Source organism: Anaerococcus sp. C0059F3 (genome assembly GCF_056590475.1).
This window is the reverse complement of the sequence record NZ_JBWPWE010000001.1, coordinates 152,277-177,383: the sequence shown is the minus strand read 5'-3', so window position 1 is coordinate 177,383 and position 25,107 is coordinate 152,277. Positions and strand designations below refer to the sequence as shown.

Here is a 25,107-nt window from a genome sequence, read left to right as displayed (position 1 = left end):
ACTAATTCCTGCTATTTAGCTCGTGAACTTCATCTGCTATGGTTTTGCGAAGGTCTTCGTCTTCGATCTTATCAAGGGCTGGGGCAAAATTTGCCTCAAGCATCATGGATTCTGCTTGTTTTTTGCTAAATCCACGGCTCATGATATAAAATAGCATTTCCTTATTCATCCTACCCACGCTTGCTGCGTGCTTGCCGGCTACTTCCTTTTCCTCATTAAGAAGGATAGGAGCAGACTTGTTAATAACCTTATCTGATAGCATCATTGAATAATCTCCAATCTTGCCGTCAGCCTTGGTGCAACCACGTCTTAGGTCGACAATGCCTTTAAAGTTTTTAACAGCCTTATCTTTTAAAGCCCCGTTAAAGAGGGTATTTGAATCTGTATTTATACCGAAATGCTCATTTACAGTCATTAGGTCTAGGTATTCTTCCTTTGATTTGAAGTAAACACCATTTTCTACGACTTTGGCCTCTTCGCCTCTTAGGATATTTCTGATATTAACCATGGACTTTGTAGCCCCGATTTCAATATAAGTAATATCAAGTTCTGACCTGTCACCAAGTCTTGTGGCGATTGAATTTAAGTTGGTAGAGTCGTTTTTAAGGTCAACTACAACTACGAGTTTCACCTTAGAATCTTTCTCTAAATTAACTAGGATTTGAGAATTTATAAAAATCTTTCCCTGAGCAAGGTCTGCAAAATTTACCAAAAATGAAGAAGAAGTATTCTCTCTTGCGTTAATTTCAATGCTTGATACAAGGATGTTGTTTTCGTCGTTCATTTCTAGGTTTATAAATTCAGTTTCCCTATTTTTATCTATATCAAAACTTGAAAAGTAGTTTCTAAAGTCTCTATTTTCCTTATTTATTTCTGGAGAAAGGCCGTAAGTTTCGCCTGCAAAGGCTGTTTGAACTTGGTTCTGGCCTTCTTTTACAGAATTTCCGTAAAAAGGCTGGTTTTTAATTTCAACTAGGTCATAATCAGCCTTGTTTAGACCTAGGTAGGCCCAAGTTAAGGCCCTCATTTCATTTATTCTTGCCATCAGCCGTTCGCTCCTTCCAATTCCATATCAATTAAGTTGTTCATTTCAACTGCATATTCAAGTGGTAGAAGTTTTGAAATCGGCTCTGCAAAACCTCTTACAATCATTGATTTTGCTTCATCTTCTGGAATACCCCTGCTCATTAGGTAAAATACCTGGCCTTGGTCAATAGATCCAATTTTTGCCTCATGGCCACAGTCAACGTCGTCATTTCTAATGTCTAAAACTGGAATTGTATCTGATTGGCTTTCCTCTGAAATCATGAGGTTTTCACAGTCTACAGTTGATCTAGAACCTTGAGAATTCTTCCTCATTTCAACTAAAGAACGGGTCATGGACTTACCGTTTCCTGCTGTGATTGACTTGGTTAATGCTGTTGAGTAGGTATTTGGAGCAAGGTGGATCATAGAACAACCGTTGTCTATATATTGACCGTCACCTGCGAAAGTGATACCAGTGTACTCAGCACTTGCTCCCTCACCAGCTAAAACTGATGTTGGATAAAGCATAGACACTTTTGAACCAAAAGATCCTGATACCCAAATCATCTTGCCGCCTTCTTGGATAATGGCACGCTTGGTGTTTAGGTTGTACATATTTCTTGACCAGTTTTCTATAGTAGAAAATCTGACTTCGGCGTTTTTGCCGACAAAGATTTCTACAGAACCTGCGTGAAGGTTAACCACGTTGTATCTTGGCGCAGAACATCCCTCGATGAAGTGAACTCTAGAATTATCCTCAGCAATAATCATTGTATGCTCAAATTGGCCAGCTCCTGGGGCATTTAGCCTGTAATAAGATTGGAGCGGAATATCAACCTTAACTCCTTCTGGCACGTAAATTAGAGATCCACCTGACCAAACAGCACCGTGGAGGGCTGCATACTTATGAAGTGTAGGGGGAATTGCCTTTTGGAAGTATTTCTTGACCAAATCTTCGTGTTCCCTAATAGCAGATGTGAAATCCATGAAAATTACACCTTGGTCTGATAAGTGTTTTTGGATAGAGTGGTAAACTTCCTCACTATCGTATTGGGCACCAACACCAGCAAGAGATTCTTGCTCAGCTTGTGGAATACCAAGTCTATCGAAGGTATCCTTGATGTCTTCTGGTAGGGCCTCCCAAGAGGATTTTTTATCTGTTGGTGGCTTGACATAGGTTGTAATATCAGCCATATCTAGCTCTGATAAGTCTGGACCCCAAGAAGGATTATCGATTTTCTCAAAAAGTTCTAGAGATTTAAGTCTTCTCTTTCTCATCCAATCTGGTTCGTTTTTCTTATCAGATATTTCATTTACAATATCAGCATTCAAGCCCTTTTCTGTAATATCTGAATATATAAATTCATTAAAGAAATCATAGTAACCGCGGTCTATGTCCTTTAATTGTTCTTCAATATTAATTTCTTTCATCTTACACCCATTCGTAGCCTTCAGCTTCAATCTTATCCATTAGGCTATCATCACCAGTTTCTTGGATTACACCATCTTTTAGGATATGAACATAATCAGCCTTGATATTTGATAAAATTTCCCTGTGGTGGGTAATTAAAATTACTGATTTTTCCCCATCTAGGAAATTTTTAATACCTTCTGAAACAATCCTTACCGCATCAACGTCAAGACCTGAATCTGTCTCATCAAGAAGGGCAAGTTTTGGATTTAGCATTTGCATTTGAAGGATTTCTGATTTCTTTCTTTCACCACCAGAAAAACCAACATTTACATACCTATTAGCATAGGAAGAATCTAGCTTAAGATTTTCCATTTCCTTGGTAAGTTTTTTGTTAAAGGCCAAAATTTTTGGCTTATCACCTGTGATTTGCTCTTCAGAAATTCTTAGAAAATCAGAAAGCTTAACACCAGGAATCTCATCTGGGTGTTGGAAGGACATGAAAATACCAAGTCTAGCCCTCTTATCAACGCTAAGATCTGTGATATCCTCACCCTCAAAGAAAATCTTTCCTTCCTTGATTGTATAGGCAGGATTTGCCATAATTGAGTTCATAAGGGTTGATTTACCAGAACCATTGGCCCCCATAACAACGTGGACCTCGCCCTTACCAACTGTCAAATTTATTCCCTTTAGTATATCCTTATCTCCAGCCGAAACGTGGAGATTTTCTATTTTTAATAAATCGCTCATTATCTACCTCTTTTATCTATTTTTCACTCTTTTTAAATCATACCTTTTTGCTAGGGATTATCAATAATCCCGCATTAATCAGCATACCAGAAAAAATAAAAAAAACGAGCCAGGGCTCGTTATTTATTATTATGCTAATATTCATTCAATTTATTTTCAACTAAATCGATAAGACTTTTTACAGCATCTTCTTCTTCGTCACCTTCTGCTCGAATAACTATCTCATCGCCTTTAGAAGCACTCATGCTCAGAACTGACATGATAGACTTAGCATTATAACTCCTCCCAGCTTTTTCAACAGTTATGTCACAAGGAAACTGGACAGCTTGTCTTATGAATATTGATGCTGGTCTAGCATGCAAACCAATTTCATTAGAAAGTGTTACTTTTTGTTCGTACATAGGGCCTCCTTTGTCAAATATTTATCACCTTATAATAGATGTTACTATAATTTTGAAATTTTGCAAACGATTTTTTGGTTAAATATCCAGGATATTTATGATTAGCTATTTATTAATGTATATTTTTTTATTTTTATTTATAATAATTTTATTTTTTCCCTGCGGGAATGGCATGGGTGGAATGTTTTTTTAAAATAATTCTGTGTAAGATTTTTTTAATTTTTAATTTATTCTATTTTTTTATTAATTATTTTATTTACAAAATCACTTCGAATTATCATTATAGTAGTAATTCTATATTTGATTAAATTATTTTATTTACTGTTGAATCTTCGTTTCAAGGGGGAGCCCCAAGGGACCTTCCGCCGCTCTCGGCCGCTGGGCAAACTGTCCCTCATCGGGCTCCCCCTTGTACCCCCTCACCGTTACACCCCCGAGCGTCTCCTTATGCGGAGGGCGGAAGGAGAAGTTTGCCTACGGCAAACCTCTTTATTAAGTGGAATGACTTCGTATTAGTTTTCTTAACTCCCAACTGATTTCTAATCGTCAGGTTGCTAAAAACTGATAACTCGCTATCGCTCAGTCCTCAACGAGCCGGACGGGCTTGCCATCAGTTTTCTTTACGCAACCTTCGATTAAAAATCTTCGCTTGGTAAATAATAGAATTATTTTCTAAGTTCTAGATTTTTCAAGGCTCGTTTGGATTTTGCCAAATTTTGTTTATTATTATCGTAAATCAGTCACTTTTTTTAAAGTTATTTTCCTCGTGATTCTTGTGTGTCACAAATTAATCATATCTTTCAAATTTCATTTTATAATCCCAGTAACACCACTAGCCAGGCTTGGATTATGGATGCGATTGGAATTAGTAAAAATGGCATCAAGATAAAATGTTCCTTAATGGCCAAATGTTTCATCCAATTTCCAAATTTGTAATCATCATGTCCTTCTGTGCCTGGTATGACTATCCTATCCTTGTACTTTCCTTGGAACAAAAGTACATCCAACAAAAAGAAATCTCCTAAGTTTAATATTGTCCACTGAATATAACTCATCCAGAAAAGATCTCTAAGTCCTCTTATTCCTGTATGTAAAAGAGAGGTCACACCATATATAAATGCGATTCCTGAAATTATAATCGTAAGTATGAAATTTATTCTTTTCTCTTCTTTTGTCATCTTATCTGGAGCCGAATTTTGAATTGCCTTTGGATAAGAATCGAAGAAAAATCTTGGGTTAATCAGTACAAAAGCTGCTACTGCACCGTTAAAGATAGCAGCCATTGCAATCCCATCTAATATTGCTCGTGTTATATCCATAATATTCTCCTTGTTTATTTTCCAAAAAGTTTTTTAGTTTCTCGGCGTATTCTTTGGGATGTTCATAGAGAAATTGTCCGTGGCCCATTACTTCAAATACCTCTGTCTTCATTTGCGGAAGATACTCTCTCTAATAAAAATAAATTATCTATTACTCTTTATCTCCTAGGATGAAGTAATCACAGTAGTCTCCTCCCTTGGCGATGGTTTCTTTTCTATGTAAAACTCCATGTTGAAGGCTTATCATTACATCGTCAAGCTCGCAAAATAGGGGCATTAATTCATCTACCCCGAGCTTCTTTGTATATGCACAAATGGGACAACGAGTAATCCTATAATAACAAGCACCCTCATAAGGTTGACCTTCAAAGTCAACCTTAAAAGAAGTTGGATAGAGCTTTTCTTTTTCCTCTGTATACCACTTGTAGTACTTAAGAACATTTTTCTTATTGGCCTCTTTTCCTATCTTAGTATTGAGGTTTATTAAAGAAAAATACCATTTGACAGAATAAAGAGAGCGACGCATCATTTCTTGAATTGTTTCTGGTGGAATTTTTTTCTCACTTGCTATGTATGGAGCAACAAAGACAAGGGCGAACATCTCATTGTATGCCATTGGATTGTCATCGCCGATATCATCTGCCTCTTCTATTAATTTTCGATAAATTTTTTTACTCTTCTTAATAATTTCTGATGCATATGCTTTATCATACCTTTCTATTAGAACTTTCTTCATTGGACCTTTAAATAATAAGAAATAAAAACCTTTGTATTTCATCTTGCTAACCCCATCAACTTTCTAAATTTTTTTAGCAATTTATATACAACGTTATTTTCTACCAATAAGAAGACTTGAGCCGTAAAGTCCTAAAAATAAAGCTTCTTTGTGACCCATAAAAAGACCCTTTGTTGTGTCAATTAATTGAACATCTTCGTAGCCATCTTTTTTAAGCTGTTCGATAAATTTATTCATATCTCCGTATCTTGACTTGCTCATCAAATCATGAATAACAAAGACTCCACCTTTTTTAAGTACACGAAAAGTTTCTAGTAAAAGTTTTTGTTTGTTTTGCCCTGCAATATTGTGATAAACATAGTTGCTTGTCACTGCATCAAAACTTTCATCTTCAAAAGGGAGATTCACTGCATTTCCTTCTTCAAATTTCACATTTGCTAGTCCCTCTAATTTTGCATTGTCTTCACAGAGTTTTTTAGAAAATTCACTTTTATATGTCCCACTCCATATGTCGCAGCCCACCATGGTCGCTTTTGGATTTTTCTTTGCGCAAGCAATTGTAAGTGCACCGCTACCACATCCTACATCTAAACCCACGCCACCATCTGGGATCTTTACATAGTCGGCAGTCCCCTCTATTATGACTTTGGCAAGCTTTCTTTTCCCGTTGTAATCAAAAGCCCTATATAAAAATCTAATCCAGCTTGCAAAGAAAATAAGTATCAACGTTGCAAGCCCAAGAATAAGGGCACATATTAGACGAGTTCTTCCACTAAATACAAAATCACTGAGGCCAAGCACTATAAATAGAACGAAAGCCATAAGGCTTGCAAGTATTAAATTCCTTAACAAACTTTCAGGAACCCAGTTCTTGTAGTCAGCTTTTTTATTCTTGCTATCTATATAATTTAATTGTTTCATAAAGTTTCTCCTGTAAATAATAAATGCAATTCCTGATTTATAAACTTATAAATTCATATTTGTTTAGTTTATCAATAAAGATAAGTAGTAGACAAAATATATTAAGTTAAACCATCCTCCGCGAATAATCATATGTAATCCCTTTGGCAACCTGTCAGCAAGGGGAGTGAGAATTAAAAGAAATACAGGTGCTTGCCACCATAATCATTAGGATCATAATATAAGGCCATGTCTCCCAAAACATCAAGTATGAACCCAAAAGACCAATTAAGATACACTTGTATAAAGTCACAAATAAACACCTTCTTTTAATTAAACGATATTGATTATCAATTTGATTATACCATATAACACAGTTTCCTTTCAATCGTATGATTTACTGGGTTCAAATACGCAAAAAAAGACAGCCCGAAGACTGCCGATACTTATCTCTCATCTCTCTAATTATAGTAAGTAAATAAAGAATTTCACTAGAAATACGGAAAATATAAACACTGTAAATAAGAATCGTGAAATGTATAAATACCATACGAAAAATCATTAAGGTAAATCTTTCATGAATACCAATGGTTCTAAATATCTTTTAAATTTTTAAATAATCTCCCAGTTCTATAGACAGATTTAACAGGCCCTATTTTACAATTCAAAAATCTCATCTGCTACTTCATTTAAAAACTCAATATCATGAGAAACTATAAAAATTATTTTATCCTTATTTCTATATTTTTTGATTAATTCCGATATTTTCATCATATTGGAATAATCCATACCACTTGTAGGTTCATCGTAATAGACAAATGGAGAATCCTTACACATAAGAGATGCTATTGCAAGTCTTTGCTTTTGTCCTCCTGATAAACTCATTGGATGCCTTTCTCTAAATTCGTCTAAGCCTAAATCTTTTAAAATGATTTTTGCCTTTTCTTCATCAAAATTCTTTACTCCTAGGCTAAGTTCTTTGAATACTTCATCTGTAAATAATTGATGATTTACGTCTTGCATAACAAGTGAAGATTTTTTCAGCCTTTCTTTCTTGGATAGTTTTTCTCCTTTAAAATAAATTTCTTCTTTTGATTTTTTCTCAAGACCTATTAAGCATCTCAAAAGCGTTGACTTCCCTCGTCCGTTGGATCCTATTATGCCATAAATTTTTCCAAGCTTAAATGAGATGTCTGTTAAACTTAAATAGTCATCATCAGTAAATTTGTAGCTAAGATTTTTTATCTGATATTCTCCACCGTCTTTTAAATAAGGAACTTCTAATTTGCTTAATTCTTTATCTCTTAAGCTTAAAGCGTTCAAATCATTTTTGTCTAGCTTTAAAAATTCACTTCTAGTATAAGTTTTTTTAAGTTTGCCTTTATCTATCAAAAATACACGATCAACTATATCCATCAAATAATAAATTCTATGCTCTGCTACAATTATGCTTATGCCTTTTTCTTTTAGTATTTTAAGCATTTGTGTCAAAACACTTATGCTTTTAATATCCAAATTCGATGAAGGCTCATCCATTACAATAATCTTTGTGCCTGCTATATAAGAAGCTGCAATGCAAAGAATTTGTTTTTCACCGCCGGATAGATTAAATATATTTCTGTTCAATAGATTTTTTATTGGAAAAACTTCTAGCATCTCATTCAAACGTCTGTCCATCTCTTCTCTTGTAAGCCCTATGTTTTCCAAATAAAATAGCAGCTCTAATGTAGTATTAATGTTAAAGAAATATGTCTTAGGATTTTGAAACACAGTTGAGACAAGCATTGAGATTTGATAAAGCTCCAACTCTTTTATATTTTTACCATCAATAATTATTTCGCCCTTTGTCTTTGCGTTATCATACCTTACAGCTAAGCCGTTGATAGAATTTATTAAAGATGACTTACCGCTTCCGCTTTTTCCTGTAAATAGCACACACTCTCCCTCGGATATTGATAGTGATATGTCATCCAATATATGCACTTCGCCATAATCAAGACTTAAATTTTTTATTTCAACCATATTAAGCCTCCCACAATAAGTCCAGCAACTGCTAATACATAAACAAAATCAATTAGCTGTATCTTTGCTCGAATATATCTAGTCTTGGCAATTGGATTTTCTATCGCCTTTGTTTCTGCTGCTTTTGCAATGTCATCTGCAATGTTTGAAGATATAATTAGTAGTGGTACTGAAACATATTCAAGATATTTGATTGGATTTTTAAAATTTATACCCCTTACTCTCATAGCCATTTTGATATTTTTCTTCTCCTCTTTAAAAGATGGGAAGAACCTAAACATAACTGCAATAGGTATGGAAAGATTTTTTGGAATTTTAAGCTTATCCATTGATGAAATTATTGCACCTACATCAGAGGTCTTTATCATGAAGCTAGCTGCCATAAATGGCAATAAAAACATTCTGAAGATAATAAATAAGCTTAAAAACATCTTAATTATTGGATTTATATTAGATAGCACCATAAAATTAGGTAAAGCATATAATATTGTGCATAAAATTATCCATTTAAAAAGTGTTTTTTTGTATCCATTTAAATAAAACAAAATACCAATAATACAAGCAATTGCTAGCTCAAAACGGATGTTTAAGCTATGCACAACAGTTAAGCCTGTAAGAAATACGACTAATATCTTACTTATTGGATTGGGATTAAAGGGAACATTTGAAGAAAAGGTAGGCATTATACAATGCCTGCTTTTTCAAAGTGTTTTTTCAATAGAGCCTTGCCTATATATGCTCCAATTATTCCTCCTAGAAAAGCACCTAAGGCTACTAAGGCCATGTGAGGATATGTTATTAGTTTTTCCATTGCATCAACATAATCTTTTCCCATCATTTCAATAGACATTTCCAAATATTTTTCTTTCGCTAAAAGCATTTGCATTAAAGAGCTACATATCCATGTGCTGAAGATTGCATAAGAAAGCATATTGTATTTAAAGGAATTATAATTACCAATCTTTCTAATTAATTCTGCTATTATCATTACTATAAGCGATAAAACTACAAGGACGTAGGTATGACCACATGCAAACATAACAAGTGGTGATATCATACCGAATATAAATAATGCCCATGGTTTTTGAACCTTAGCCATAAATAACATAACTACAGTTCCTGCAACTATGGCTAAAACTGTTGGGTAAACTAAAAACAATATTGGGATCATGCCCATCATGCCAACACCAAACATCAAGACGAAATAAATTACGGCAAAAACACCGATACTTACTAAATCTTTGACTTTTAATTTTTTATTATCCAATTTAAACCTCCTAATAAATAAATTCTTCTGTCATTTTTATTTTTCTTTTTATTTTATTTTTAATCATTTACATTCATATTTGAAAGAGCCTTTGCTTGCATTGCTAAACCTACCATTATCATAGTAAAATCTACAACTGGTTCTGTCCACCAAACAGCCGCTGCTCCAAATACTCTTGGTAATATAAGTAAGGCTGGAACAAGTAGTATTAGCTGTCTTAACATTACAATCATTCCAGCTTTTTTTCCATCCCCTATCGCTTGGAAAAAAGTTATTGTCATAATCATAATTCCATAAAGAATAAATACTGAATAGAACATTCTGAAATTATTAACCCCACTTGAAATTATATCCTGACTTACTTTAAATAAACCAAGTAACTGTTTTGAAAATACTTGTGCTGGTAACCAAAAAATTGCCGCAAGTACTGTTCCTCCTATAGAAAATATCTTCATAGTTTCCTTTACTCTATCGTATTGTTTTGCTCCAAAGTTTGTACCAATAATCGGCTGTAATGCCTGACTCATTCCCCAAATTGGTATAAATGAAAATCCATAAAATCTCAAAGTTGCAGACATTAATATTGCATTTGGATCTCCTCCATATCTAAAAGCTTGTCTATAAAGCAATGTTTGTTGAACCATGAAAAATACTTGCATGATCATAGCTGATACTCCTACTCCAAACATTTCCTTTGATATATCTTTTTCTTTTTTTATTTTCTTTATTTTTACATTTTCACTTTTACTCTTAAAATAATAAAGAGTAATAACCGCTTGAATTATTTGTGCTGTTACAGTTGCTATAGCTGCTCCCTCAATGGCATAATCACCCATTAATTTCATTAGTATTGGATCAAGAGCTATATTGATAAAGGCACCAAGTCCCATGATACTCATTGCTCTTTTCATAAGTCCTTCACCACGCATAACCATATTGGCTGACTGGGTAAAGTTTACAAAATTTGAGCCTAGAAATATTATTCTTAAATACCTTATGCCTAATGCCTTTATTTCTCCTGTTGCTCCAATTAAATCTAAAAAATATGGTCCTAGAAGTATTCCTCCTATTGTTATGATCGTTGAAAAAAATATAATCCAATAGATAAGATTTCCCATAAGCTTGTCTATAGTATCTTTATCACTCTTTCCCATGGCTCTTGATAAAATTGATGCCGAACCTATCCCTATAAGCGTTGCAATCCCATTATTAAAAAATGTAAGTGGCATAGCTATTGAGCAAGCCGCCATAGCATTCTCACCAATTATTTGTCCAGCAAATATTCCATCCATAAGTGGATATAGACCTATAACCACCATGCCAATTACTGCTGGTATAGATAATTGAAACATTAAAGACAATGGCTTCTTGGTCAACAACTGTTCTTTCATGTTTTGATTCATTTTTAGTTCTTTCAATATATAAATTCTTCTGCCATTTTTGTTTTTTCTATTAAATTCTTGTAAACTTTTGATTTTTGTAAAAGCTCTTCATGTTTGCCTTCGCTTTCTACTTTTCCGTTTTCAAGAACTACTATCTTGTCTGCATTTTCTATTGATTTCATTCTGTGTGAAATGATGACGACAGTTTTATCTTTAACTAAGTTATTTAATGACTCTTGAATTTTTTTCTCGTTGTCAACATCAAGGCTTGCTGCTATCTCATCTAAAATCAATATCGGTGCATCTTTTAAGAAGGCTCTGGCTATTGATAACCTTTGTCTTTCTCCTCCTGATAGCTCAGCACCGTTCTCACCAATAACTGTATCGAAACCCTTATCCATCTTTTCTATAAAATCTGTGCAGTTTGCAAGTTTTGCTGCTCTTTTGACTTCTTCGTCACTTGCATTTTGCTTACCAAGTCTAATATTTTCCATAACGCTTTGATTAAAGAGAACTACATCTTGGAAAACAATAGACACCTTATCAAAAAGGGATTCTGTTGATATTTCTTTTATATCTTTGCCATCGATTAAGATTTGTCCCTCGTCGTAATCATAAAGTCTTGATATAAGTTTCAAGATAGTTGTTTTACCACATCCGCTTGCACCTACCAAAGCAGTAACCTCTCCCTGCTTAGCTTTAAAACTTACACCATTTAAAACTTTTGCGTCTTTATTGTAAGCAAACTCAACATCTTTTAGATCAATATCAAATTTTTTTAAGCTATAGTCATCGCCTTCTTGTAAATCTTGATTTTGAATTTCTTTTAATCTTTCAATTTTTGGCGTTAAATAAAATATTTCCATCAAGCCCGCTTTAGATGCATCTAGAGCGTCTTTTATCTTCATAGCAGCTAGTAAATATCCTATAAGGTAGAGAGAATTTATCTCTTTATTAATAATTAGATTTACGCCGACAAATATCACAACAGCAAGAGATATAAAGCTAAATATTGAAGATATAGACAAAGTTAAAATTGTAGTTACTTCGTACTTTAAGTGTACTCTCTCACTATCTTCCATTTTTTTATATAAATCATCTTTAATATCCTTCGATAAATTATATGCTTTAATCTCCATTTGCATTTCGATATTTTCTTGAAAGCTTTCTGAGTTTTTTCTTAAGACATCATAATGTCTATTCTGTCTATTAACCTGATATTTTTTAGATAAAGGTATAAATATAAAGCTTAAAATAGATGGAATAATTACAGCTAAACCCATCTTGACATTGCCCGCTAGCATCATTACAGACATTAATGGGAAAAACAGTACCATGCCGCCCACCTTTGGTATTGCGTGGCTCATTGCATGCTCTATGCCTGCAATATCAGCCATGATTGTTTGTGAAATGTCGGAAATGTCATGTTTAGAAAAGTAAGATAGAGGTAATTTTGATAAATTCTCCGCTGTCCTTATTCTTAAATCTGCACTTTCTTGATAGGTTGTGTTATATAATTTATCGTATTCGATAGAAAGCAAAATATACATTGCTATCAAAGTCAAAACTGAGAATACTATATAAAAGCCATTGCTTTTGCCCATATTTTCCAAAACTTCCTGAGCAAAAATCATAAGTAATATGGCAGGAAGCATGTTTGTACAATAAACGAAAAATGTAGCCAGTGTTGCTTTACTTAAATTTCTTGCTCCTTTATCTGTAAGAGCAAATCTTTTTTTATAAAACTCTTTCATTTGAAACCCTCCATTCATTCGCACTGTTAAACATCTCTTGCAGGCTCTTATACCTTGTATCTTTTGACATTAATTCTTTGTCAGACCCTCTTTCTATAATTTTTCCACTATCCATAACAATAATTTCATCAAGGTCTTTAATTGTAGATAGTCTGTGTGCAATCATGATAACTGTTTTATCCTTCATAAGATTTTTGAAAGCTTTTTGCAATTCAAACTCGTTATCTGGGTCAATAGATGCTGATGCTTCATCCATAATAATAATTTTGGAATCCTTTAAAATTGCTCTAGCAATTGCAATTCTTTGTTTTTCTCCACCGGATAAATAAACTCCTTTTGAGCCTATGATTGTATTTTCTCTTTCTGGGAATTTGTCTAATATTAAATCACATCCTGCTAATTTTAAGGCTCTCATAACGTCATCTTTCGTCGCATCTTTATTAGCTAAAGCAACATTATCATAAATGCTCTTCTTGAATAATTTTGAATCTTGAAAAACAAAGGAAACGGCTTTAATTAAGGCTTCATCAGAATATTCACTTATTGCTACGCCGCCTATCTTTATGCTTCCTTCATTAACATTGTAAAAACCCGATATAAGTTTTGCTACAGTCGATTTGCCTGATCCCGATGAACCGACTAGTGCATAGGACTTTCCTTCTTCTAATTTAAAGGATAAATTTTCAATAACAGCTTTATCATTATAAGCAAAGCTTACATTGTCAAAGTCTATATTATAGTTTTTAAAATTATTGACATTACCATGGACCAATTTGTCTTTTTGCATATCTTTGTAAAGCGCTTCTAAAGTATCTACTGCATAATTCCCTTGAGAAATATACATGGAGTACCACATTATTCTCGTGAATGAAACAAAGAGAACTCCTGATAAAAATATAATCATGATAAGCTCAAGTAAAATCACCTTTGCGCTACCTAAGCTTGTCATAAAATAAACTATAGGAATAATTAAAATTGCAATCAGTCCAAAAAATAACCATTGATATAAAACATAAGGCTTTTTACAAGATAGGGAATAATCATAAGCATACTTTGAGTAATCTTTTATCGCCTTATAAAAGCTTTTAAAAGACTCTACATTTGCTTTAAATATTTTTACAACTTGCATTCCTCTCACATACTCAACAGTTTCAGCACTTAGTTTAGATAGGGCCTCTTGGTATATCTTCATAAATTCTTGCTCGCCCATCATCGCCCCTAAAATTAAGCCGCCAATTATAGTAAGAGCAAGCAAAGTTATACCAACCCTTATACTTACTATAAAGCCAAGTACAAGGACAAGTACGGGTGTAACTATTGCCTGAGAGCTATCTGGAATCATGTGAGCTACAACCTGATGAGTTTGTGCTGCATTATCATCTATGATCTTTCTTATCTGACCAGAGGGATTTAAGTCAAAGAACCTAAAACTTGCTTTCTCTAAGCCATCAATCCCCCTCTTTCTTAAATTTGTTTCAAGCCTAAATCCCAATATATGTGAAAACAGTCCTGAGACAAAATAAAATATTGCTCCACTTGTTAGTGTAACAACAGATTTTAATGCTATGCTATCTGCACCGGATAAATTTGAATTAATTATTAACTTATCTAGAAATTTGTAGATTAAATAATATCCATATACTGTAAGTAGAGCAGATATAGCAGAAAAAACTATAGCTAAAAAGCCGAGATATTTTTTATCTTCCACATAAGCAAATAGTTTTTTATAAATCTTCATAATGATATCTCCTTTCTTTGGTATTCCTTTTAGATATAAATTTGCGTAATTGATAATAATTATCATTGCTTTTCTATTATACATCGGTTATAATTACTGATACAATAGTTTTGAATTAATAAGGCTAATTGGAATATTGTCTAATAGGGATAGGTGTATTATGTCATATTATGATTTTGTAAAAGAATATATGAAAGTGGATGAATGTAAAAATAATAAGAAGTATTCAAGTGCAGGCCACACTTTTTGTTGGAGTAAAGATGATTTAACTTATGCAGATGGCTTGTATTGGTTTTATGAAGGAGATGGATTTATTATTGATGTCCATGATTTTTATATCAGTGAAGAAGTAGTTCAAAATAATACCTATAGTATGGCAGATTATGCTTCAATATACACAAGCTACATAGTCAGCGCAAACGGCGAGAAATTCAGTCCTTATCAAACGCTTACCGCAAACTCATTATGCACACTTGATTTCGACAACATAAAAGATGACTTCCTATTTTTATTACACGAGAACTGTTATTATCTTGCCGTTTCGATTGGCTTTAAAAAGGAGCTAATAGAAAAACATTTAGCATCTATTAACATTAATCCGGAATCATTTTATTCATCTTTACTTCAACCGAATCAAATTATACTTACAAAGTCATTGGAAAAAGTGGCAATGGAAATTTTAAATTGCAAGATGGACGCTCCTGCCGCTGATTTTTTCTTCAAAGCCAAAGCAAATGAATGGGTAAGTATAGTAATAGATACTTACTTGAATAGAAAGAAATATAAAATTGAGTCCGATGATAATAAAGCACTTGAAGATGTAGCAAGATTCTTAGATGATCATTTCGCCATGAATGTAAATCAAGAAACCCTTGAAAAAATATCTAAAATGAGCGGAACAAAATTAAAAAATTTGTTCAAAGAAAAATATGGTCAAAGCATTACAGAATACACCCAAAGAAAAAGAATGAATGTAGCTGAAACTCTTCTCTTAAATACCCAACTGCCTATAAAAGAAATTGCAGAATCTGTTGGATATTCATCTGCTAGCAAATTTTCCATTTATTACAAAAGATACAAGGGAAAACTTCCCAGCGAAGTCCGTGGTTTGGCTTGCGACCATTACAATTTAAATTGTGATTGCTGTGATTAAACTATTTTTTTAAATTTATACGTATTTACTTTATAGACATTTGTATATGTGTATATAAATTTGATATTTAAAAGGTGAACAAAAAATAAAGGCAGTCCGAAGACTGCCGATATTTATCTCTCTGCACCTTTGCTATGGTCTTTCTTATTTGACTTAGCTTTATGTCTCTCTAAGCTAAGTCCTTTAAATTTATTAACCCTGCGAAAAATACAAATTCAAAACTATGAATCTTTCAACAATTAAGCTTTAGCTATGAGATTAATATCCACCCGTCAGCCTTTTTAAACCAATCTTCGTTGACATCAATAAGGATTGGATAAGACCCTCTAAGATATATATTAGGATGAAATAATAAATATTGTTTTAGTAAATTTTACACAATAATATAAACTTGACTTATTTTTATTCTTATGTATAACGTTAATAATAATTAGAATCATTTTAAATTAGGAGGAAGAAATGACAAATTTAAACAAATATCTTGCAAATCTTGCAGTAATGAATATAAAATTCCATAACCTACATTGGAATATAGTAGGCAGTCAATTTGTGGCTGTACATGAGTACCTTGAAGCTGAATATGATAAGGCTAGTGATAGACTTGATGAAGTTGCTGAGCTTATCAGAATGGCTGGGGAATTCCCAGTTGCTAATATAAAAGAATATTTAGAAATTTCTACAATCAAAGAGATTGAAGATTCTAAAGAAATATCTATTAAAGAGGCATTAGAAATAGTCCTATCTGACATAAAACTTCAAAAAGAACTCGCCCTAGAGATTAGAAAAGAAGCAGATGAAGCTGATAATTTCCCTGTAGCTAATGCCATGGAAGATCATATTGAAGACTACAACAAACAAATTTGGTTTGTGGAATCAAGTCTTAAATAGGCAAAATTAACTTTTGCAAAACTATGGATTGAATAATCCTTAATAATAAAATAGCCTGTAGGCCTTATTAAGGACTCCCTCCACAGAGTGAAAGAGTAAGGCTAAAAGGCCAAGCCCAGCGTGAGAAGGGTCTGTAAATAATTTTATGTATCAACTTAAATCCTAATAAAAGGGTAAGGGTTGATACATTTTTTATGTATAGATATTTGTATTAGTGTATATAAATTTGATAAAAAACTAAATCGACTAGGCCTAGATAAACATCCTTAGTCGATCTAGTTTACCCAGTATCGTGTCCGATTTTAAATTGTACAAATAGTTGTTGATAATCCACTAGACCCTGTAGGGAAATTCACCCTAGCATTAAAATATGCCCATCATAGAAAAAACCACCCTCTTTAATACCAGGGTGGTTTTAACTTTTCTCTTAGATTCTTTCTAATAGTTCTATTAAGAATTTAAAGTTATTTGCTATTGATTTTATGTTTACTCTTTCTTCTGGGCTGTGGGCGCCTTGGATTTCTGGGCCGAAGGATATCATTTCGGTGTCTTTTAGGGTTTTCTTGAAAAGTCCGCATTCTAGGCCGCCGTGGGTGGTGGCGATTTGCATTTCATCTCCGTGGACATCTTTCCAAACTTCTTTGGCAAGATCAATTATTGGGCTATCTTCTCTTTGCCAGCCTGAATATTCGCTGGTAATTTCTGCCCTTGCTCCGAATCTTTCTACGATTTTCTTTGAAATGGCTGCCTTGTAGAATTTTTGAGAGTCGATTTCTGATCTAAACATTGATGAAATCCAGATTACATTTTCTCTATCTTCGATTAGGCCTAAGTTTGAGCTTGTTACTATTGAATCTCCAACTTTTTTGTATAGGCCATCTGGGATTACAAATAAGAGGTCGATTATGTTTTTAGATAGGTCTTTTGTGAGAACTTCTCCATCAAATGATGCATCTTTTACCCAAATTTCCCCATTTGGATCAACGTCTTTATATTCGTTTTTAACTTCTCTTATTCTTTCTTCTATAAGTTTGATTGCCTCTTCTTTGTTAGGAACAGAAACAACAGCCTTTGCAGAAGATGCGATTGCATTTCTCTTTACACCACCATTTATTGTAGCGATTTGTAGGCCTTCTATGCCTTCTAAGAGTCTTCCTAAGGTTTTATTAGCATTTAGCCTAAATTCATCAATTTCCATGCCTGAGTGGCCGCCTGCAAAGCCCTTTAGGCCAACTTCTATAAAGTCACCTTCTGCTTTTTCGAATTTCTTATCAAATTCGATTTCAAGGTCAAGTCCGCCTGCACAGCCTACTGTAAGGATTCCCTCTTCTTCAGAGTCGATATTTACTAGGTATTTGGCTGTAATTTGAGAAAGGTCCAGCTTGCCTGCTCCTCCCATTGATGTTTCTTCTTCAGTTGTGATTATTGCTTCGATTGGGCCGTGTTTTAGGCTATCGTCATCTAAGACTGCCAAAATAAAGGCAACGCCAATTCCGTCGTCAGCACCAAGAGTTGTACCATCTGCTGTAATCCAGCCATCTTCTTCTAATAATTTGATTGGGTCTTTTTCAAAGTCGTGGTCACTTCCCTCAACCTTCACACAAACCATATCCATATGGCCTTGGAGAGCAACAATTGCGTGATCTTCGTAGCCCTTGCTGGCTGGTTTTCTAATAATTACGTTTAAAGCCTCGTCTTGAACGACTTCTAAATTTCTTTCCTTAGCAAAATTTACCAAAAAGTCAGAAACTTCTTTTTCGTTGCCAGATTCTCTAGGAATTTTAGCTAATTCTTTAAAATATTTTAAAACTTGGTCAGAGTAATTCATTTTTATCTCCTTCTCTCTTTATAAGCTCATTTTTGGCGGACAGATTCCTTTCAAAATCCTGGTAATAATCCCTAAGATTTCTTGGATTTCTAAATTTTTTCCCAGAAATCAATTTTGAATTGGCATTCATGCCCAGTCCTAAAATTGAGCCGATTTCTTCATTAATAATTACATTATACCTCTGGGCTGTATTATTTCTTTGATAACCCACGTTTTCTAGGTTGGAAATTATATTTTTTTGCCTATACAAATAATAAGGTTGATAGGAATTTTCCTTGGTGAAATTTTCAATATCTTTCGCTATTTTTAGGGAATCCGCCCTCTGGCCAGTTTTTCCTGCCTCGTTATACTTAGAACCTGATTTTATGGCGAGGGCGTGGAAGGTGATATTATCAGGAAGTAGGTCTTTTAAGATGTCAAAATTTTTGGCAAAATCATCTGCACTTTCTCCCTCAAGACCCACTATAAAGTCCATATTTACAATAAAATCCAAGTCCTTGGCGGTCTTATAGATATCTAGAAAATGGTCCATATCAATATCCCTATTTAGATTTTTCAAAATTTCCCTATTAAAGGTCTGAGGATTTAGGGAAATCCTTGAAACCCCACCGTCTTTGAGGATTTTTAATTTTTCAAAATCCAGTGTATCCTCCCTGCCGGCTTCGAAGGTAAATTCCTTGTAGGAAAATTTCTTATTTACGGCTGCTAGAATTTTTTCGATTTGGGATCCTGTCAGATAAGATGGAGTCCCGCCTCCGATGTAGATGGCATCAAGCTTTTCTGGTAAATTTATCCCCTCAATTTCCTTGATTAGATAATCCACATAGGTCCCCTTGTCGTGGTGGGCACCAATCAAAGTCGGATAGGAACAATAATCGCACCTAGTCGGGCAAAAGGGGATGTTGATATAAAGGCTAAAGTCATCTTTCGAAATATCAAGTTTTTCCTGGTTTTCATCGACTTTTTCCAAAAGTTCTAGTTTCTCATCTGACAATTTATAAATATTTTTGATTTCACTTAGGCTTTTATTTTTCAAAAGTTTTGACGGTTTTGACCCCGTTAGAGTCCCCCAAGGCGACTCGTAACCAGTTTTTTGAGCCAAAAAGTCGTAGAGAAGAACTTTTAATTCTTGGTTGGTTTTATAAGAAAAATCTTTTCCGGAAATATTTACCAAATTATCTTTAATTTTAATTTCTGCCTGAACTTCTTCTTCCACAAAATTAATTTCCTCGTGGTCTAGGAAAATATTCAAAATATCATAGGCTATTTTTCTTTTATTTTCATCTTCAAGGTATATTTTCATCTTGCCCCCACAAGTTTTTCAAGCAAAAAAGGGCCTAAGCCCCTTTTTATTCTGCCTTTAGGAAGTTTTCCGCCCAAGCCCTGTCTACTAATAGGTTCATGTCTTTTTTGATCAAATCTCCATAATTATTTACGATTGTATCATAAAGAATGTCGGAAAACTCAAGTTTAAGTCCCACATTTAGGACGGTTTCCAAATAAAATTCCTTATCTTCTGTAAATATAAAGTCCTTAATTTGTTCTGGCTTATAGGCGAAATCTTCACTGCTGATTAGGAAATATTTCATAAGCTCAATTACCTTATCATCAAGGCCCATCTCTAGAATATTGATTTTTTCTCTAAGAGCCTTGTAATCGTAAGTTAATCTTAGGGTATGTTTAATAAGTTCGTCTTTTCTAGCTGCCCCTATAAGGCCTAGACCTGTTGAAAAAGCAAGCCTTGCCTTTTTGTCCACAAAGGCCGGATCATTTACAACCATAAAAAGATTGACCTCATCTGTGTATGCGAAGCGATAATTTAGGATAAAATCATTTTCGCAGGCTGGACAAGTTATAGTCGCAAAATCTCCCTTTATTATCTTTTCCCTGTCTTCTCCCAGCGGAAAAATCGCTGTTGGTAGGGTCTTTTCAAAGTTGTGGCCGCACTTAGGGCAGGTTATTTTAAATACTTTTTCTCTTCTTTCCATATCAAACCTTTCTCTTTCTTAAGCTTAATTTATATTTACCCAAAAACTAGGCCTAGTCTTCAAATTTTACAGCCTTAAGAAGAGGAATGGCTAAAATTGTGGCTACAATTACAGAAATAACTGCATTTACCATTGACACTGATCCCTTTTGGATAACTTCTGCCATGGTTGCTTCCATGGTAAGTCCTAGGACCATTCTGTTTTTGATAAAAGTTTTGCCAAGGTATAGGATTACATAAGTGATTTGGCCTAGGGCACTTGCTATAACTAGCTTTGGTGCATTTACGACCTTATCTCTTTTTTTGTAAATAATACCTGCAACAAAGGCCATGGCGAATTTTGTAATGAAGGTGATTGGTGCGCTTGTAAAATATACCGGATCAAATAAATCAAATAGGGCAGAACCCACACCTGCTGAGATACCGCCATAGACTGGTCCTAATAAGAGGCCGCCAAGTAGGCAAAATACATTTCCTAGATGGAACCTAGTTTGACCAAGAGGGGTCACTATAGGGATTTGGAAAAATCTTGAAAATATGTATACCAAAGCCGCAAAAAGCGCCATATATACAAGTTTCTGTGTGCTTAGTTTTTTCATTCTAACTCCTTTTTCTTTTCTAACATTACGTCCAACTCATTATACCATAAATTAGTAAATTGTGAAAATTTTATCTAAATAATTCTCACTTGAAAATCAAAACTAGAACTTATGATAATAAATTCAATGAATTATCAAGGTTTAAATACTATCGGATTTCAGAAATTTCCTTGATTTTAAAATCTATATAATTCACAAAAAATGCCACAAGAACGCCAATTAAGGTATCGATTATCCTATTTAGGGCAAAATTAAAAGGAACCAGGTCACCGGCGTGGTTTATGGTAACTGACAAAAAGACAATGCCAGCAATAGATACGGCGTCTTTTTTATTAACCGATGCCATAATCCAGATAATTATTGTGACAAGGCCTGCAATTATAATAAGTCTTGCGATTTCTGGAATAGCTCCTGCTGGAAAGGCCAAAAGGTAAATAAGACCCATAGTTCCGCCAAAAATTGTCCCGATAATCCTCCCTAGGCCCTTGTGGAAGGTTTGATGAACATTTTGCTGCATGCAAATGATAGCTGCAATTGCCGAATAAAAGGCTAGTCCTTCTCCCGGCCTATAATAGGAAATTATCATGGAAATAAGGACGGCAAGGCCTGTTTTTCTTATCCTTGGTCCTGGAAATTTTAGTCGCATAGGATAGCTCTTAGGTAATCGTAAAAACTTTCTTCGTTGACCTTATTTACTAGATAAGCCTTTGGTCTTGAATTAACTTTTTCAAGAATTTTCTCATCAAAATTCACCTTAAGGCCTGCTTCCTCAAAGATGAAGGCTTCTGGCCTTTGGGATAGGTAGAGAAGAAGGGCACCTATCAGCGGCTCTTCGTCGTAAGATTTTAAAAGTTTTTCCATTTGCGGATGATTTTTTATTATATTTTTTAAATCTTTATCTTCTAGGATAAAATTATTGGCAAAGTTTTGGTCAATAGCAAATACTTCTATGCCCGAAGATAAAATTAGGTCGAGGTCTGCTAAATCTTCCTTTGATAAGTCTTTTAAATCTGGGATTAGTAGGAAAATGTGGTCAATATAGTCGGTGAAGTCTTCAAATTCTCGACAAGCCTTAGCGATGTTAGATAAGTCGCCAGATACGATTATATCAAGCCTTCCACAATCGGAAGCCAGATCATAAAGATTTTCAAAAGCATCCATGTCCTCGAGATAGTCGCCAACTGCAGTGAAAATTTCATTATCATACTTTGATTCTAAGTCATCATAATTTTTAGCCACTGACAAGTAAAGTCCTTCATTATTAACAAGACCCAGGATATTTTCTCCAGCAGCCCTGCTTGACATAAAAGACCTATTTGCTGATAGGCCAACAAGTTCAAAATCAAAGGAATCAAGAGCCATTTTTATAAAAAGTCCGTCAGCAGGGCTAAAATTTGTATCTATATAAATAAAGGGTTTTTGATATTCCATAATTCTTCCTTTCTGATAAATTACTATACTAAAAAATCCCAGCTTTTTAAAGCTGAGATTTTTATTTTATACATCCATGAAGCCCTTTGTATATTTTTTAAGGCAAGCCCTATAAATTAGAAATGTGATAATCAAGACAGCTAAGAAAGCCACACCTGCCCCTATCATTATATTGTCTGTTAATTCTGTGATTGCAAAGACCATAAGGCCCAGAAGTCCCATTATAACTAGAGATCCTAGGTAGAGTAAAACTGCCTTAAGGCCTCCGCCTTGCTGGATTTCCTGAGGTTTTTTCCATTGGGTGTAGACCATAAAGGTCCCAAAATAAAGGCTAATCATAGTTGCAAAGGCACATGTTAGAGAGAGTCCCGAAAATATTACCAAGCCTCCTAAAATTGTGAGTTTTAAAATAAGGGTAAAGGCTATGGCAAGAATTAGGTTTATCCCACAGGCAACGACATAGGCTGAGGCAAACCTCGCCCTCATGTGGCTTTTTGGATCAATTGGCAAGGTCTGGATGAGGTAGAAGCTCTTTCCTTCCCTTGATAAGGAGGTATTGGCAAGACCCCCATTTATCCATATGAAAAGCCCAACTCCAAGGGAAATCAAAAAGGCAAATAGGAGAAACTCTGGACTAGCTGGGTCAACTCCCGATTCTTCCATAGCACGGCTCGCTTGGACAAAGCCCATAACTAAGATAACCATGACCATGCCAAGCGGTCCTGACAAAAAGACTATATTTGAAAAGAGTGTTTTCAAATCTTTTTTGAAAATCGCCTTAAATTGGCTGCCTGCTTCGATTTTAATATCCTTACTTGGAGTCGCTTCTTTCTTTGATGTGTCAAGGTGTTCGTCAAATACTGCTTCATAATAAAATTTGTCTGCTATTTTATAGGAAATAAAGGCCAAAATAAAACACAATCCCAAAAGAAGACCTGTAAAAATCAGCCTTTGGCTCATAGTTCCTGCGACTGCAAAGCCGTATATTTTTGCGTTGAAAAATACATTTGAAACCATGCCCAGCATATTTTTTATTTGATTTGGGTCAATATTCATTTTTCCCATTGAACTTGAATTTGAAGTAGAAAAAGAGAAGTAGTAAATCACTCCCATCATTGCAAACATGATTAAATAGCCAATTGTCTTAAAAAGTTTTGCGTGCCTGTTGACGTTGGTAAACTTTTTTATTACAAGTAAGAAAAGTGACAAAATCCCATAAGGTAGGTAAACCATTGGCAAATACAATATTAGCCCCATTACTAAAACCCAAGGATCAAAACCAGCTTCCCCAAAATAAATTACAAGACCAATAACTAAATATAGGAAAAAGTCCACAAAGCTTAAAACTCCACCAAAAACCTTGCCCACAAAGAGTTCGCCCTCCCTAATAGGCATAGTCTGATAATTGGCTATGGCCGACTTGGTATAGAGGTTTGAGAAAATTTGTGGCAGGTAAAATAAAAATACCATTAGGGTCATGGACATGCCAAAGCTTGTAAAATACATAAAGGCCATGTCGTTTGCCACGTAAAGGTAGGCAGATGCCTTGAAAACTCCTGTGAAAATCGCTCCAAAAAATACATAAGTCCATATTAAAAGCAAAATCCTACCTAAATATGATTTTGGCATATTTGGGACAGTTTTCCTCGGCATATATGGAAAAAATGACTCTTTAAGACTATATTTGGCGAATATTAGGATATTAGACTTATTCATCTGTAAGCTCCAAGAAAATTGATTCAAGAGTCCCTTCATTGTTGGCTATGTGCTTGATTTCTTCAAGAGTTCCCATAGCGATAATCTTGCCCTTGGCGATAATTGCAATCCTGTCGCAAAGTTCTTGGGCAACTTCCATGACGTGGGTTGAAAACATGACGCACTTGCCCTCATTTGCTCTTTGTCTTAAAATCTGTTTGAGATTGTAGGCAGACTTGGCATCAAGGCCAACCATTGGTTCGTCAAGGATTAAAACCTGTGGGTCATGAATAAGGGCACCGATTATGGCAAGTCTTTGGGCCATACCATGGGAATAGGTTGAAATTTGGTCTTTCATGGCATCTCTAATATCAAAAAAGTTTAGGTAATAATCAAGCCTCTCCTTCCTAGTTTCAGTGTCAATCCCATATATATCGGCGATGAAATTTATATATTCATTTCCTGAATAATTTTCGAATAATTCTGGATTATCTGGCACATAGGAGAACTGGTTTTTGTAAGCCATTGGGTTGTCTTCTATACGGATCCCATTTATAAAAATTTCGCCCTTAGTCTTTGAATTTATCCCTACAATAGACTTAATTGTAGTAGATTTGCCCGCTCCGTTTGGGCCTAAAAATCCAAAGATTTCCCCATCTTTAGCTTCAAAAGAAATATCATCAACAGCCCTTTTCTCGACAGTGTATTCCTTGGTAAAGTTTTTTACTTCTATCATATTTCACTTCCTTTTTTATATTATTTTACAACTATAACTAATAAAATTCATTCCATAAATATTCATAAAAATATAATATCA

At 34.4% G+C, this 25,107-nt stretch carries 23 protein-coding genes and 1 pseudogene; 2 read left to right on the top strand and 22 right to left on the bottom strand.

Going from position 1 to position 25,107, the window contains the following annotated elements; translation table 11 throughout:
* Nucleotide 1: 1 nt before the first annotated feature.
* The 14 genes and pseudogenes from AC1EJ5_RS00775 to AC1EJ5_RS00710 form a co-directional block, all read right to left on the bottom strand.
* Nucleotides 2-1,045, bottom strand: coding sequence for a SufB/SufD family protein (locus AC1EJ5_RS00775; RefSeq protein WP_479813947.1), 1,044 nt, complete (start codon nucleotides 1,043-1,045; stop codon nucleotides 2-4).
* Nucleotides 1,045-2,457 carry a Fe-S cluster assembly protein SufB gene (gene sufB, locus AC1EJ5_RS00770; RefSeq protein ID WP_223418113.1) on the bottom strand — a complete coding sequence of 471 codons (1,413 nt, stop codon included), beginning with the start codon at nucleotides 2,455-2,457 and terminating at the stop codon, nucleotides 1,045-1,047. The genes AC1EJ5_RS00775 and sufB overlap by 1 nt, the downstream gene beginning before the upstream one ends.
* A gap of 1 nt (nucleotide 2,458) precedes the next feature.
* Nucleotides 2,459-3,190: a Fe-S cluster assembly ATPase SufC gene (sufC, locus tag AC1EJ5_RS00765; protein ID WP_223418114.1), complete on the bottom strand. Its 732-nt coding sequence runs from the start codon at nucleotides 3,188-3,190 to the stop codon at nucleotides 2,459-2,461.
* A gap of 134 nt (nucleotides 3,191-3,324) precedes the next feature.
* A complete protein-coding gene (locus AC1EJ5_RS00760) occupies nucleotides 3,325-3,591 on the bottom strand; it encodes an HPr family phosphocarrier protein (protein ID WP_223418115.1) in 267 nt (88 codons plus the stop codon).
* An 812-nt stretch (nucleotides 3,592-4,403) separates the two neighbouring features.
* Nucleotides 4,404-4,910, bottom strand: coding sequence for a hypothetical protein (locus AC1EJ5_RS00755; RefSeq protein ID WP_479813944.1), 507 nt, complete (start codon nucleotides 4,908-4,910; stop codon nucleotides 4,404-4,406).
* 13 nt (nucleotides 4,911-4,923) lie between these two features.
* Nucleotides 4,924-5,040 (bottom strand): annotated as a pseudogene (locus AC1EJ5_RS00750) (alpha/beta fold hydrolase); the annotation flags it as partial.
* Between the two features lie 21 nt (nucleotides 5,041-5,061).
* Nucleotides 5,062-5,688, bottom strand: a complete 627-nt coding sequence (locus tag AC1EJ5_RS00745; RefSeq protein WP_479813942.1) for an L-2-amino-thiazoline-4-carboxylic acid hydrolase — start codon at nucleotides 5,686-5,688, stop codon at nucleotides 5,062-5,064.
* A gap of 51 nt (nucleotides 5,689-5,739) precedes the next feature.
* On the bottom strand, nucleotides 5,740-6,567 hold the full coding sequence (locus tag AC1EJ5_RS00740) for a class I SAM-dependent methyltransferase (RefSeq protein ID WP_479813940.1): 828 nt from the start codon (nucleotides 6,565-6,567) through the stop codon (nucleotides 5,740-5,742).
* Nucleotides 6,568-7,203: 636 nt separating this feature from the next.
* Nucleotides 7,204-8,568, bottom strand: coding sequence for an ABC transporter ATP-binding protein (locus AC1EJ5_RS00735; RefSeq protein ID WP_479813938.1), 1,365 nt, complete (start codon nucleotides 8,566-8,568; stop codon nucleotides 7,204-7,206).
* A complete protein-coding gene (locus AC1EJ5_RS00730; RefSeq protein ID WP_479813936.1) occupies nucleotides 8,556-9,251 on the bottom strand; it encodes an energy-coupling factor transporter transmembrane component T family protein in 696 nt (231 codons plus the stop codon). The genes AC1EJ5_RS00735 and AC1EJ5_RS00730 overlap by 13 nt, the downstream gene beginning before the upstream one ends.
* Entirely contained in the window at nucleotides 9,251-9,835 is a 585-nt protein-coding gene (locus AC1EJ5_RS00725; protein ID WP_049690828.1) for an MptD family putative ECF transporter S component, read from the bottom strand. Before AC1EJ5_RS00725 ends, AC1EJ5_RS00730 begins: the two co-directional genes overlap by 1 nt.
* A gap of 59 nt (nucleotides 9,836-9,894) precedes the next feature.
* Nucleotides 9,895-11,238, bottom strand: a complete 1,344-nt coding sequence (locus AC1EJ5_RS00720; protein ID WP_479813999.1) for an MATE family efflux transporter — start codon at nucleotides 11,236-11,238, stop codon at nucleotides 9,895-9,897.
* Between the two features lie 11 nt (nucleotides 11,239-11,249).
* A complete protein-coding gene (locus AC1EJ5_RS00715; RefSeq protein ID WP_479813934.1) occupies nucleotides 11,250-12,971 on the bottom strand; it encodes an ABC transporter ATP-binding protein in 1,722 nt (573 codons plus the stop codon).
* Nucleotides 12,955-14,709 (bottom strand): ABC transporter ATP-binding protein, encoded by a 1,755-nt coding sequence (locus AC1EJ5_RS00710; protein WP_479813932.1) that lies wholly within the window; start codon nucleotides 14,707-14,709, stop codon nucleotides 12,955-12,957. The genes AC1EJ5_RS00715 and AC1EJ5_RS00710 overlap by 17 nt, the downstream gene beginning before the upstream one ends.
* Before the next feature lie 160 nt (nucleotides 14,710-14,869).
* Between AC1EJ5_RS00710 and AC1EJ5_RS00705 the strand changes: the two genes are divergently transcribed.
* Together AC1EJ5_RS00705 and AC1EJ5_RS00700 are read left to right on the top strand one after the other, a co-directional pair.
* Nucleotides 14,870-15,862, top strand: coding sequence for a helix-turn-helix domain-containing protein (locus tag AC1EJ5_RS00705; RefSeq protein WP_479813930.1), 993 nt, complete (start codon nucleotides 14,870-14,872; stop codon nucleotides 15,860-15,862).
* A 459-nt stretch (nucleotides 15,863-16,321) separates the two neighbouring features.
* Nucleotides 16,322-16,750 (top strand): Dps family protein, encoded by a 429-nt coding sequence (locus AC1EJ5_RS00700; protein ID WP_479813928.1) that lies wholly within the window; start codon nucleotides 16,322-16,324, stop codon nucleotides 16,748-16,750.
* A gap of 427 nt (nucleotides 16,751-17,177) precedes the next feature.
* On the opposite strand, the gene pepD is transcribed toward AC1EJ5_RS00700, so the two are convergent.
* The 8 genes from pepD to AC1EJ5_RS00660 all read right to left on the bottom strand — a co-directional run bounded on the left by pepD (nucleotide 17,178) and on the right by AC1EJ5_RS00660 (nucleotide 25,026).
* Nucleotides 17,178-18,578 carry a beta-Ala-His dipeptidase gene (gene pepD / locus AC1EJ5_RS00695; RefSeq protein ID WP_479813926.1) on the bottom strand — a complete coding sequence of 467 codons (1,401 nt, stop codon included), beginning with the start codon at nucleotides 18,576-18,578 and terminating at the stop codon, nucleotides 17,178-17,180.
* Nucleotides 18,565-19,881: a coproporphyrinogen dehydrogenase HemZ gene (gene hemZ, locus AC1EJ5_RS00690; RefSeq protein WP_479813924.1), complete on the bottom strand. Its 1,317-nt coding sequence runs from the start codon at nucleotides 19,879-19,881 to the stop codon at nucleotides 18,565-18,567. The genes pepD and hemZ overlap by 14 nt, the downstream gene beginning before the upstream one ends.
* Nucleotides 19,882-19,927: 46 nt before the next feature.
* A complete protein-coding gene (locus tag AC1EJ5_RS00685; protein ID WP_479813922.1) occupies nucleotides 19,928-20,566 on the bottom strand; it encodes a CpXC domain-containing protein in 639 nt (212 codons plus the stop codon).
* Between the two features lie 52 nt (nucleotides 20,567-20,618).
* Complete coding sequence (locus tag AC1EJ5_RS00680; protein ID WP_479813920.1) at nucleotides 20,619-21,164, bottom strand: ECF transporter S component; 546 nt, start codon at nucleotides 21,162-21,164, stop codon at nucleotides 20,619-20,621.
* A 148-nt stretch (nucleotides 21,165-21,312) separates the two neighbouring features.
* Entirely contained in the window at nucleotides 21,313-21,810 is a 498-nt protein-coding gene (locus AC1EJ5_RS00675; protein ID WP_479813918.1) for an FUSC family protein, read from the bottom strand.
* Nucleotides 21,801-22,595, bottom strand: a complete 795-nt coding sequence (locus AC1EJ5_RS00670) for a nucleoside hydrolase (protein WP_308749394.1) — start codon at nucleotides 22,593-22,595, stop codon at nucleotides 21,801-21,803. The genes AC1EJ5_RS00675 and AC1EJ5_RS00670 overlap by 10 nt, the downstream gene beginning before the upstream one ends.
* 66 nt (nucleotides 22,596-22,661) lie before the next feature.
* Nucleotides 22,662-24,311, bottom strand: coding sequence for a hypothetical protein (locus AC1EJ5_RS00665; RefSeq protein ID WP_479813916.1), 1,650 nt, complete (start codon nucleotides 24,309-24,311; stop codon nucleotides 22,662-22,664).
* Nucleotides 24,304-25,026, bottom strand: coding sequence for an ABC transporter ATP-binding protein (locus AC1EJ5_RS00660; protein WP_479813915.1), 723 nt, complete (start codon nucleotides 25,024-25,026; stop codon nucleotides 24,304-24,306). Before AC1EJ5_RS00660 ends, AC1EJ5_RS00665 begins: the two co-directional genes overlap by 8 nt.
* Between the last annotated feature and the right edge of the window lie 81 nt (nucleotides 25,027-25,107).

Excerpts from the sequence above, each read along its gene's own strand:
- AC1EJ5_RS00710 (WP_479813932.1), bottom strand. The coding sequence starts at position 14,709 with ATGAAGATTTATAAAAAACTATTTGCTTATGTGGAAGATAAAAAATAT.
- AC1EJ5_RS00660 (WP_479813915.1), bottom strand. The coding sequence starts at position 25,026 with ATGATAGAAGTAAAAAACTTTACCAAGGAATACACTGTCGAGAAAAGG.
- AC1EJ5_RS00775 (WP_479813947.1), bottom strand. The coding sequence starts at position 1,045 with ATGGCAAGAATAAATGAAATGAGGGCCTTAACTTGGGCCTACCTAGGT.
- AC1EJ5_RS00735 (WP_479813938.1), bottom strand. The coding sequence starts at position 8,568 with ATGGTTGAAATAAAAAATTTAAGTCTTGATTATGGCGAAGTGCATATA.
- AC1EJ5_RS00700 (WP_479813928.1), top strand. The coding sequence starts at position 16,322 with ATGACAAATTTAAACAAATATCTTGCAAATCTTGCAGTAATGAATATA.
- AC1EJ5_RS00680 (WP_479813920.1), bottom strand. The coding sequence starts at position 21,164 with ATGAAAAAACTAAGCACACAGAAACTTGTATATATGGCGCTTTTTGCG.
- AC1EJ5_RS00715 (WP_479813934.1), bottom strand. The coding sequence starts at position 12,971 with ATGAAAGAGTTTTATAAAAAAAGATTTGCTCTTACAGATAAAGGAGCA.
- AC1EJ5_RS00670 (WP_308749394.1), bottom strand. The coding sequence starts at position 22,595 with ATGGAATATCAAAAACCCTTTATTTATATAGATACAAATTTTAGCCCT.
- AC1EJ5_RS00730 (WP_479813936.1), bottom strand. The coding sequence starts at position 9,251 with ATGCCTACCTTTTCTTCAAATGTTCCCTTTAATCCCAATCCAATAAGT.
- AC1EJ5_RS00745 (WP_479813942.1), bottom strand. The coding sequence starts at position 5,688 with ATGAAATACAAAGGTTTTTATTTCTTATTATTTAAAGGTCCAATGAAG.
- AC1EJ5_RS00665 (WP_479813916.1), bottom strand. The coding sequence starts at position 24,311 with ATGAATAAGTCTAATATCCTAATATTCGCCAAATATAGTCTTAAAGAG.
- AC1EJ5_RS00685 (WP_479813922.1), bottom strand. The coding sequence starts at position 20,566 with ATGGAAAGAAGAGAAAAAGTATTTAAAATAACCTGCCCTAAGTGCGGC.
- sufC (WP_223418114.1), bottom strand. The coding sequence starts at position 3,190 with ATGAGCGATTTATTAAAAATAGAAAATCTCCACGTTTCGGCTGGAGAT.
- AC1EJ5_RS00720 (WP_479813999.1), bottom strand. The coding sequence starts at position 11,238 with ATGAATCAAAACATGAAAGAACAGTTGTTGACCAAGAAGCCATTGTCT.
- AC1EJ5_RS00755 (WP_479813944.1), bottom strand. The coding sequence starts at position 4,910 with ATGGATATAACACGAGCAATATTAGATGGGATTGCAATGGCTGCTATC.
- AC1EJ5_RS00740 (WP_479813940.1), bottom strand. The coding sequence starts at position 6,567 with ATGAAACAATTAAATTATATAGATAGCAAGAATAAAAAAGCTGACTAC.
- pepD (WP_479813926.1), bottom strand. The coding sequence starts at position 18,578 with ATGAATTACTCTGACCAAGTTTTAAAATATTTTAAAGAATTAGCTAAA.
- sufB (WP_223418113.1), bottom strand. The coding sequence starts at position 2,457 with ATGAAAGAAATTAATATTGAAGAACAATTAAAGGACATAGACCGCGGT.
- AC1EJ5_RS00675 (WP_479813918.1), bottom strand. The coding sequence starts at position 21,810 with ATGCGACTAAAATTTCCAGGACCAAGGATAAGAAAAACAGGCCTTGCC.
- AC1EJ5_RS00705 (WP_479813930.1), top strand. The coding sequence starts at position 14,870 with ATGTCATATTATGATTTTGTAAAAGAATATATGAAAGTGGATGAATGT.
- AC1EJ5_RS00760 (WP_223418115.1), bottom strand. The coding sequence starts at position 3,591 with ATGTACGAACAAAAAGTAACACTTTCTAATGAAATTGGTTTGCATGCT.
- hemZ (WP_479813924.1), bottom strand. The coding sequence starts at position 19,881 with ATGAAAATATACCTTGAAGATGAAAATAAAAGAAAAATAGCCTATGAT.